This window comes from Porphyromonas bennonis DSM 23058 = JCM 16335 (assembly GCF_000375645.1).
Classification (GTDB): domain Bacteria; phylum Bacteroidota; class Bacteroidia; order Bacteroidales; family Porphyromonadaceae; genus Porphyromonas_A; species Porphyromonas_A bennonis.
Genome location: NZ_AQWR01000023.1, coordinates 20152 through 29725, shown reverse-complemented (window position 1 = coordinate 29725; position 9574 = coordinate 20152). Strand labels below are relative to the sequence as shown.

General features: G+C 53.0%; 9 protein-coding genes and 2 tRNA genes. 6 read left to right on the top strand and 5 right to left on the bottom strand.

Features of this window, described 5'->3' with window-relative positions; translation table 11 throughout:
- A partial coding sequence (locus B088_RS05425) for an ISAon1 family transposase N-terminal region protein (protein WP_018107400.1) occupies positions 1–266 on the bottom strand: 266 nt, incomplete at its 3' end.
- 207 nt (positions 267–473) lie between these two features.
- On the opposite strand from B088_RS05425, the gene B088_RS05420 reads away from it, so the two are divergent.
- The 4 genes from B088_RS05420 (at position 474) to truA (ending at position 2646) form a co-directional block, all read left to right on the top strand.
- A tRNA-Phe gene (locus B088_RS05420) sits at positions 474–545 on the top strand.
- Between the two features lie 235 nt (positions 546–780).
- Positions 781–999: a hypothetical protein gene (locus tag B088_RS05415; RefSeq protein WP_018107399.1), complete on the top strand. Its 219-nt coding sequence runs from the start codon at positions 781–783 to the stop codon at positions 997–999.
- Between the two features lie 132 nt (positions 1000–1131).
- On the top strand, positions 1132–1770 hold the full coding sequence (locus tag B088_RS05410) for an OmpH/Skp family outer membrane protein (RefSeq protein WP_018107398.1): 639 nt from the start codon (positions 1132–1134) through the stop codon (positions 1768–1770).
- A gap of 108 nt (positions 1771–1878) precedes the next feature.
- On the top strand, positions 1879–2646 hold the full coding sequence (gene truA, locus B088_RS05405) for a tRNA pseudouridine(38-40) synthase TruA (RefSeq protein WP_018107397.1): 768 nt from the start codon (positions 1879–1881) through the stop codon (positions 2644–2646).
- Positions 2647–2876: 230 nt separating this feature from the next.
- Here truA and B088_RS05400 read toward each other — a convergent pair whose 3' ends face one another.
- Positions 2877–3668, bottom strand: coding sequence for a GIN domain-containing protein (locus tag B088_RS05400; protein WP_155802333.1), 792 nt, complete (start codon positions 3666–3668; stop codon positions 2877–2879).
- A gap of 112 nt (positions 3669–3780) precedes the next feature.
- Between B088_RS05400 and B088_RS05395 the strand changes: the two genes are divergently transcribed.
- Positions 3781–4428 carry a SprT-like domain-containing protein gene (locus tag B088_RS05395; RefSeq protein ID WP_018107395.1) on the top strand — a complete coding sequence of 216 codons (648 nt, stop codon included), beginning with the start codon at positions 3781–3783 and terminating at the stop codon, positions 4426–4428.
- 11 nt (positions 4429–4439) lie between these two features.
- Here B088_RS05395 and B088_RS05390 read toward each other — a convergent pair whose 3' ends face one another.
- From B088_RS05390 to B088_RS05380, 3 genes are read right to left on the bottom strand one after another with little or no spacing between them, the layout of a single operon-like run.
- Positions 4440–5420 (bottom strand): hypothetical protein, encoded by a 981-nt coding sequence (locus B088_RS05390; RefSeq protein WP_018107394.1) that lies wholly within the window; start codon positions 5418–5420, stop codon positions 4440–4442.
- A complete protein-coding gene (locus B088_RS05385; RefSeq protein ID WP_018107393.1) occupies positions 5417–7060 on the bottom strand; it encodes an ABC-F family ATP-binding cassette domain-containing protein in 1644 nt (547 codons plus the stop codon). Before B088_RS05385 ends, B088_RS05390 begins: the two co-directional genes overlap by 4 nt.
- A gap of 38 nt (positions 7061–7098) precedes the next feature.
- Positions 7099–9033, bottom strand: coding sequence for an NAD(+) synthase (locus B088_RS05380; protein ID WP_018107392.1), 1935 nt, complete (start codon positions 9031–9033; stop codon positions 7099–7101).
- A gap of 192 nt (positions 9034–9225) precedes the next feature.
- Between B088_RS05380 and B088_RS05375 the strand changes: the two genes are divergently transcribed.
- Positions 9226–9296, top strand: a tRNA-Cys gene (locus tag B088_RS05375).
- Positions 9297–9574 lie beyond the last annotated feature (278 nt).

Below are 9574 nucleotides of genomic sequence, written 5' to 3'. Positions count from 1 at the left end.
TCCTTCCACCTCCGGCGGCGTATGTAAATGAANGCCTCGCGACCGGCTATGGGGAAGGTCTGGATCTCGCAGGGATTCATGTAGCCGCATCGGACCACCTCCTTCGCCTCCGACAGCTCCGGGGGATAATGGCTCTCGTCGTCCTTCTCGTCCATATAGAGTCGGTAGACCCCGCACTCCTTTTTCACCTCCTTCAGCTCGAAGTCGCGGAGGATCTCCTCCGGGACAAATGCTGATATCAGCTCCGTTATCTCTGCTGTTTCCATACGCTAAAACTACTGCCTGGTCCGTTATCTATTGTCTCCTCAACAAAGGTAATCTCTTTTTACTCACACACCCAGCACATCAAAATGCGAATTAGCCACACGATCTGCGACAAATGACCTGGGTGCGTGCGGGAGGCCTTGCTAATCCAATTTTTTATCTTACCTTTGCAGTGCAAAAACGGGAAGCAACCCCGACAACAGCATATCGGCGCGGTAGCTCAGTGGTAGAGCAATGGACTGAAAATCCATGTGTCCTTGGTTCAATTCCAAGTCGCGCCACTCCCTCCCCCGAAGCCCCTTAGGTGTAGATATTTGTCTCACTTGAGGGGCTTCACTTTTTACTCCCACTCGACTACCCCACCCTACGGGCTTGTACTAAGAGATAGGAAGTGTTATAAGACCCTAAATGAGAGCTGAGAGGAGCGGGAAGAGGGAAAAGAAGATTACAAGGAATGAATAAAAAGGGTATATTTGCCCTCGTAATCTGATCACTAAGGAATCGATAGCATAGATTATGACCATAACACTCATACTGACACTAGCTCTCGTGGGGCTTGCAGTGTTGCTCTTAGGCGTGAGGGTCTTCTTCGTGGAGGGAGGCGAATTCCCCAAGACCGAGGTAGAGGACCAGCCTGCACTCCGAGCTAAGGGGCTGGTGTGCGGCCATAAGATCACCGCTCAGGAGATGAAGCATCGGGACCTCTACGATCGCATCCACTCCTCAGACGAGTAGATGCCTGGCATCTCTCATGAGATACTTGGTCATCCCTCACCACTCGTATCATACTGCTAATCTCGAAACTTACACAATCCAAGCGGAGCACTCTTAGCCGCTATCGTGGCTACTGCTCCTATCATTACATCAATGAAGAACTCTACCAATACCATCATTACCGTCATACTGGCGGTTGCTGTAGCTGCACTCTTTGTGCTCCACTTTACAGACCAGAGATCCAAGTCTCCTAAGGTCACTCCCATTCAAGCAGGAGACTCAGCGGTGGTTATGCCGATCGCTTACGTCACTCTGGACAGCCTGATGAGCCAGTACAACTACGCTAAGGATGTCAATGACAAGCTTATGGCATCCGCTGAGACGAAGCAGGCTAATCTCAATGCTCAGGGACGACAGCTGGAGAAGGAGATGCAGGACTTCCAGTATAAGATGAATAACAATGCTTTCTTCAGCCAGGAGCGTGCCGAGCGTGAGTATCAGAGACTTGGGAAGAAGCAGCAGGACTTCCAGCAGCTCCAGCAGAAGCTCTCCGGAGAGCTCATGGAGGAGCAGGCTAAGACGATGAAAGCGCTGTCGGATACGATCTGGTCTCAGATCCGTACCTACAATGAGCTCCACGGACACTACCAGGTGATCCTCTCTAATCAGGGCGGCTCCATCATCTACTCAGTCCCGATGTATGACATCACAGAGGAGGTAGTCAAGTACCTCAACGACCTGTACGACCCCTCCAAGAGTAACCCTGAGAAGAAGGAGGAGACGAAGAAGTAATCTCTCTCACAATACATCTACTGAGGATGGTCTGACCATCAAGAGTTAATAAGTCCCACAGAGATCCACTTAGAGGAGCACTGTGGGACTTTTTTTGAATAGATACAAATGAGGTACTTCCTCTACATAGCATACGACGGTACCGACTTCCTCGGCTGGCAATCACAGCCTGAGGGTCGCACCGTGCAGGGAGAGCTGGAACTGAGACTCTCCACCATGCTTCGTCGTCCCATATCCGTTACCGGAGCAGGTCGGACAGACACCGGGGTACACGCCGCTCGGATGGCATGCCATCTGGATCTCAACCTATCGGGCAAAGAGATAGAGCAACTGACCTACCGTCTGCGCCGCTTCCTTCCACCGGACATTGCTCTACTGGAGGTCAGACGGGTGACGGCTGATGCCCATGCCCGATTTGATGCGGTGAGTCGCCGCTACGGGTACCACGTAAGGACCAAGGCATCCCCCTTTACCCGGAAGTACTGCACCCTTGTCCCGGAGACGCTGGACTTTGGGGCGATGAACGAAGCGGCCTCGCACCTCATCGGCGAGCACGACTTCACCACATTCTCCAAGAAGCACTCGCAGGTCAAGACACACAACTGCACTGTCACAGAGGCGAAGTGGGAGCGTGACTCCTCCTTCGGAGAGAGTTGCTACACCTTTCACATCACCGCTAATCGTTTCCTTAGAAATATGGTCCGCGGTATAGTCGGGACACTATTTGAGGTAGGCAGAGGGAGGATGGAGCCATCAGCCTTCATAGATCTACTGACCGCCAGAGACCGATCCCTCTGTGGCTCGTCGGCACCCAGCGAGGGGCTCTTTCTGGAGGAGGTGACTTACCCAGCCTCTATTTTCGATTTCGATCAGTAGGGACAAACCCTTATGAGGACGGCATCCGAGGACACCACAGCCACATAAGTCCTACAGCATCCCCTGAAGGACCTGCTGTCTCACTCGATAGACTGCAACTAACTATCCTCAGTAGGGTCTCATTTCCTCAAACACTAAGGGCTGACTCCAGGGAATGGAGTCAGCTCTTTCTTCATATCAGCCGACAAATTATTGCCGAAGAGCTATGATTTTTCAGTTTTATGGAGAAGTCACTTGGGACGTGATACCGTGATCACACCGCCAAAGTCCTTCTCGCTCCTGTACTCTCCTCTGCAGGCGATGCGGATCACCCCGCCAGAGTCTGCCTCGAGGGCTGCCTCATCTGCGATAAGATCTTTGCCGTCAAAGACCCCCGCAGAGTCACACTCCACTTCGGCAAAGCCTGCCCTCCCTCGGGCACTTATTCTTGCACCGGAGTCGACACTGAAGCCTCCTCGCTTTATGTCGCCTCGGATCGCTACTGAGGCACCGGAGTCCGCTGAGGCTGTGAGCCGACCGAAAACACCCGACACACTGACCCGACCGCCACTATCAGCCTCTATGTCGATCCTCGGGCAGTCACCATCTATACGTATCTCGCCGCCCGAGTCTGCAGAGAGCGACAGTGAGCTAAAGCGGAGATCCTTGTCAGCCATTTTGATAGACGCTCCGGAGTCACACGAGATCTCTCTGATGGCAGAGGGATCCTTGGTCACAATGATGGCGATGCACTTAGGCCTTGGCAAGTTACGGAGGAAGTCGCCCCTCCTTGACTTGCGTTTCAGCTCCAGCGAGCCGCTTCTTGAGTTTTTCTTGCAGATGATCTCACCGGGTTCATCGCAGTAGATCTCCACTCGCTCATCGTTGCCACGAGCGACCCGGGCAACGATACCATCCTCAATCTCTATTTCTAAAGGAGTAAAGCCAAGCGAAACGGTCTTGTCTGGAGTACCTGCTTGCGTCAGCGGAGTACTGAGCAGTATGGCGAGCATCGCCATAAGGGATAAGGTCATTGATTTCATTACAAACGTCTTGAAGGGTTATCGAATAGTCAAATATAAGCGAATAAACGATAACAAACACGGGGGGGTAGAAAAAAGCTGAGGAAGGGCTTCCTTTGTGTAACTTTGCAGTGTGAGACCAACAGCTGACTTTCTGGAGGAAAGATTTGGAGAGTTCAATCAGACCTTCTTCGAGGACGCCCTACCCCCTATTCCCATCCTGCTGAGCGATGTCAAGAGCTACGCAGGTATGTATGTGCATCGTCGGCGTACCTCCAGTGTGACCCGTCAGATCAAGATCAATGTCCGGATGGATCTTCCCAGTGAGGTGTACGAGGACACACTGCTCCACGAGATGATCCACTATGCGATCGATCTCTCGGGCAGGCGTGATGATGCGCCCCACGGGACGCTCTTTATGCAGATGATGGAGAGGATCAATAAGGAGGGCGGACGTCACATAAGTGTCTCCCACCATCTACCGAGAGGGACGACCGATCACATCGATCGCCGTCCTCGCTGGCATATAGTTGCGGTGCTAACTACCGCCCAAGGTCCTATGGTCAAGGTGTTGCCTCGGATCGCCCAACGCATCCGACGTTACTACGATGCCGTCATAGAGTCTCCCGAGATAAGTGAGATCCGTTTATTCAGCACCCGAAACCCTTACTTCAATCGATTCCCGGTCTCCGGAGCCTTTACAGCCTATGTAGTAGACGAAGAGAAGCTTATGAGCGAACTCTCCGACGCTGACCCCTTACCGGACGACCTGTGGAGATAAACGGTATCGGATCAGTAACTGGTAAACTTCAGCTCCAGTCCGGTCGTCTCTACGAGGCGAAACATAGTGTTCATAATATGGATCGCCGTCCCGGCAGCCCCCTTCATCAGATTGTCCATCGAGGAGACGATGAGCAGCTTGTCATCCAGCTTGGTGAGGTGGATGAGGGTGTTATTCGTATTCTGCGTGTCTCTCACATCCGGGTACTCGTCCGTAATGTAGACAAAGGCTGAGGGGTCAAAGAAGTCTGTATACATCCTCTCCGCCTCCTCAGCGGTGAGGGGGGAGTTCATGTATATAGTCGAGTACATCCCCCTATTGAAGCCACCCCGCATGGGGATCATGCTGATCTTCTGATGGAACCCACCCTCCTGAAGGTCAGACAGCGTCCTGTAGATCTCGTCCTGCTGGTGATGAGAGAAAGGAGAGTAGACATGCATCTGATCAAAGATTGCCTCGTAGGAGAGTCCCTTATCTTTCTCCGGACGAGCAAACGCCTGAGTCTTGCCGGAGATGCAGTGAATATGGAGGTCACTCTGCAGGAGTCCCTCCCGCGCTAACGGCAGGAGGGGCAGCTCCACCGCTTCGGCAAAGGAGCCGGGGACGGAGACGTACTGTGCATCGACGATCTCGTCCTTATAGGCCTCGACTAAGCCGTAGACAAAGGTCTTGTCCGCATCGACGGAGTGGCGGTGCTCATGACCAAAGTCGATCACGCGGATGCCCTCCGGCATGGGATGACTCTCCAGGAAAGCTCGCGACATCCCGCTCGGCAGACAGATAAAGAGGACATCAAGCCCCTCGAAGTCCGCCTCATCAGTGAAGCGAAGGGTGCGCATACTGTGGAGATCATGATAGAGCTCCGAGACATTCATCCCGCTGCGCCACGGGGAGTAGATCATCCGGAGATCCACATCGGGGTGCTTGATCACGAGGCTGTACAGCTCCGCGACAGTATACCCCTCGCTACCTACGATACCTACATTTATCATGCCTTGCTCTCATTATAGATTTTTGCCCTCTGCTCCGCCACGACGGGATCCTGCAGGTAGGTATCGAAGTCTGAGCGCTTATCGATGATGCCATTGGGTCCCAGCTCGATGATCCGATTGGCGACCGTCTGCATAAACTGGTGATCGTGGCTCGCCATTAGGATATTACCGGGGAAGTTGATCAGCGTATTATTGAATGCCTGTATGCTCTCCAGATCAAGATGGTTGGTGGGAGAGTCGAGGATCAGGACATTGGCATTGGTGAGCATCATCCGAGCGATCATGCAGCGCATCTTCTCTCCTCCGCTCAGGACCTTCACCTCCTTCTCCAGCTCCTCACCGCGGAAGAGCATTCGACCGAGGTACCCCTTGAGGTAGACCGCATTGGTGTCCTCAGAGAATTGTGCCAGCCAGTCTACAAGGTTCATCGTGGAGTCGAAGTACTTCCCATTCTCCAGCGGCAGATAGGCAGAGGTGACCGTCTGCCCCCACTCGTAATGTCCTTCGAGGGGCTCGCGATTTCCGTTGATGATCTCAAAGAAAGCGGTCATCGCCCGAGGATCGTGTGAGAGGAAGACGATCTTGTCCTCCTTCTCCACATTGAAACTAACCCTCGAGAAGAGCAACTCCTCACCAGATCCGTCGATCGTGGGAGCCTTTGCAGCCAGATCCTCTACGGTCAGGATCTTATTCCCCACCTCTCGGTCGGGAGTGAAGATGATCCCAGGGTAGCGTCTCGTGGATGGCTTGATCTCCTCGACATTGAGCTTGTCCAGCATCTTCTTGCGCGAGGTGGTCTGCTTACTCTTAGCCACGTTGGCGGAGAAGCGACGGATGAATTCCTCCAGCTCCTTCTTCTTCTCCTCCATCTTCTTATTTTGCTGCTGGAGCTGCTTCAGCGCCAGCTGGCTACTCTCGTACCAGAAGTCATAGTTGCCCGGATAGAGTGTCACCTTACCATAGTCAATATCTACAGTGTCGGTGCAGACCGCATTGAGGAAGTGTCGGTCGTGGCTGACGATCAGAACGGTATTGTCGATGTCCTGGAGGTAGTCCTCCAGCCATGCCACAGTGTCGATGTCGAGGTCGTTGGTTGGCTCGTCGAGGAGCAGGTTGTCCGGCTTGCCGAAGAGGGCACGTGCTAGGAGGACCCGCACTTTCTGCTTACCATTGAGGTTGGCCATCAGCTCTCCGTGGAGCTCCTCCGGGATGCCGAGTCCACTCAGCAGCTGAGCCGCGTCACTCTCCGCATTCCACCCCTCCATAAGGGCAAACTTCTCCTCTAGCTCTGCAGCACGAATGCCGTCAGCGTCAGAGAAATCCTCCTTGGCGTAAAGTGCATCTTTTTCCTCCTTCACCGCCCAGAGGGTACTATGTCCCTGCATGACGGTATCGAGCACCGTCTCATCGTCAAAGGCGAAGTGATCCTGCGATAGTACGGAGAGTCGCTCACTTGGTCCAAAGGTAATGGTGCCTCTCGTGGGTGATAGCTCTCCACTGATCATACGGAGCAGGGTAGACTTCCCTGCTCCATTGGCACCGATGACACCATAGCAATTCCCCGGGAGGAATTTCAGATTAACATCTTTAAAGAGGGTCTTCCCTCCAAATTGTATGGCGAGATCGTTGACTTCAATCATTCCTAATCATCCTAATATTAACGTGGGCGACAAAGGTATCAAAATTTGTCTATTTCATTCAGCCACATATCAGCCGAGGCATCGCTCGGCATACGCCAGCAGCCTCTCGGGGAGAGTGATACTGCTCCCACCTTAGGTCCGTCAGGGCTGCAGTTGCGCTTAAATTGCTGGGAGATGAAGCGCTTCACGAAGATCTTCATCCACTCCTTGAGCTGCTCTTTCGTGTAGTCGTCTCCAAAGGCATTCTGAGCTAGGTAGAGGATCTTGGCGGGAGAGTAGGCACTGTAGATCATATGGAAGATAAAGAAGTCGTGCACCTCGTATGGTCCGATCAGTTCCTCGGTACGCTGAGTGATCCGTCCCTCCTCGGGAGAGGTGGAGGTAAGCTCAGGCGAAACCGGAGTTGCCACAATATCAAGCAAGACCTTCCTGAGCTCCGGCGACACATCCGACTGCCCGGCGAGCTGAGTGACGATCATCTGCACGCTGGTCTTGGGGATCGAAGCATTGACACCATACATACTCATATGGTCACCATTGTAGGTGCACCACCCGAGCGCCAGCTCCGAGAGATCTCCTGTGCCGATGACGATGCCGCCCTCCATATTTGCCAGATCCATCAGTATCTGAGTCCGCTCGCGTGCCTGGGCATTCTCGTAAGTAGTGTCCTGTGTCTCAGAATCGTGCCCGATCATCCTCAGGTGATCCATAGCTGCTGCGCTGATAGGAATCTCGCGACTATCGATATCCAAGAGCTCCATCAGCTTGTCCGCATTGGACTTCGTGCGGTCGCTCGTTGCCTCAGCAGGCATTGTCACGCCGATGATCTGGCGAGTTGAGAGCCCGAGCACCTTACAGGCATAGCAGCAGACGAGCAGCGCCAGGGTGCTATCCAGTCCACCACTCACACCGATGACCATCTTCGGATTATTGAGATGACGAAGGCGCTGCATGAGACCGGTCACCTGGATCTTAAATATCTCATCACTTCGCTCTTCAAGGTCCACGGTGCCGGGCATAAAGGGATTGCGCTCCACCGGACGCGTCATCACGTAGTCATCATCCTGCTCTGAGAGGTCAAAGGGGACTACAATGAGCTTCTCTGTCGCATACTTTGTAGCCGCAGTGCGGAAGGTGCTATTAAGCATCCGCTCAGTCCTGATGCGTGCGATGTCAATATCGCTGACGATCAGCTTCTCACTCAGGTCAAAGCGCTCCATCTCCTTCAGGATCGTACCATTCTCCGCAATAAAGGCCTTACCGGTGTAGACCAAGTCTGTTGAGCTCTCACCATGACCACAGCTACTATAGACATATCCATTGATCGCCTGAGAGGAGAGCCCGGAGATCAGCGCACGGAGATAGGAGTTCTTCCCGGCATTCTCATTACTTGCCGAGAGATTGAAGATAATGTGAGCCCCATGGAGCGACAGACGGACACCGGGAGTGATCGGCGCCCACATATCCTCGCAGATCTCCACTCCGATACCGACGTCCTTATGACGGAAGATCAAGTCGTGACCTATAGGCACCTCTTGGTCCCCGATCTCTATCGTCGAGTAGGCGAGCTCATAAGAGCTGGAGAACCAGCGCTTCTCCTGAAACTCCCTATAATTAGGCAGGAAAGTCTTCGGGATGGCACCTAAGATACGCCCTCCCTGTATACCGACGGCAGCGTTGTAGAGCTTCTCCTCTGCCCTCAGAGGCATACCGACGAAGAAGAGTATGTCAGTATCCGCAGTACGATTGGCAAGCTCAAGCACAGCCTCCTCAGCCTGCTCCAGGAGGAAGGGTTGCAGCAAGAGATCGCCGGCGGTGTACCCGGTGATCGACAGTTCTGGGAAGCCAAGGACCTCCACCTTCTGATCCACAGCGCGTCTGACGAGTGCCTCGATCCGATCGATATTGTAGAAGCAATCAGCAACTCGCACGAATGGTGCGGCAGCAGCCACCTTGATGTATCCGTATTTCATAACTTAAAGTAGGTAAGTAGTAAGAGAGACCAGACGGTTAAGCTTGGTGAGTGTGGGTCTCTTCTTCGTCAAAGTTACCCCTTTAGTCTCATTTCCCCAAGTCCCCCATAGGGTGAATGACGGAATCCACCAAGGCTGAAGACTTGCCAATGTCATACTTTTTCGTGACCTTTGCACTACAAAGAGCGATATGGTGCCTTAGCAAAGTGGTTATGCACCGGACTGCAAATCCGTTTACGGCGGTTCGAATCCGCCAGGCACCTCTACAAGGAAGGGTCTCTAACGTAAAGTTAGAGACCCTTTTTACGTCGTAAGCCATAATATAAAAGCAATAAAAACAAGTCTCCGGCTCCGGCGTCACAGCCCCATCAATGTTAGCCAAAACTATTACTGGTAATAGTCGCGACTAATACCGATATTAGTTCGATCTAATACCGGTATTAGATTCATGGATCACGTGGTGCAGATAGTCAGTCTGTTATGGAGACCTTCACCCGTCCCCTCAAGTCCACGATTTGTAGTGTCTTACAAAAGGCAGTCA

Coding starts and splice junctions, on each gene's coding strand:
- B088_RS05410 (WP_018107398.1), top strand. CDS start 1,132: ATGAAGAACTCTACCAATACCATCATTACCGTCATACTGGCGGTTGCT.
- truA (WP_018107397.1), top strand. CDS start 1,879: ATGAGGTACTTCCTCTACATAGCATACGACGGTACCGACTTCCTCGGC.
- B088_RS05385 (WP_018107393.1), bottom strand. CDS start 7,060: ATGATTGAAGTCAACGATCTCGCCATACAATTTGGAGGGAAGACCCTC.
- B088_RS05380 (WP_018107392.1), bottom strand. CDS start 9,033: ATGAAATACGGATACATCAAGGTGGCTGCTGCCGCACCATTCGTGCGA.
- B088_RS05415 (WP_018107399.1), top strand. CDS start 781: ATGACCATAACACTCATACTGACACTAGCTCTCGTGGGGCTTGCAGTG.
- B088_RS05390 (WP_018107394.1), bottom strand. CDS start 5,420: ATGATAAATGTAGGTATCGTAGGTAGCGAGGGGTATACTGTCGCGGAG.
- B088_RS05400 (WP_155802333.1), bottom strand. CDS start 3,668: ATGAAATCAATGACCTTATCCCTTATGGCGATGCTCGCCATACTGCTC.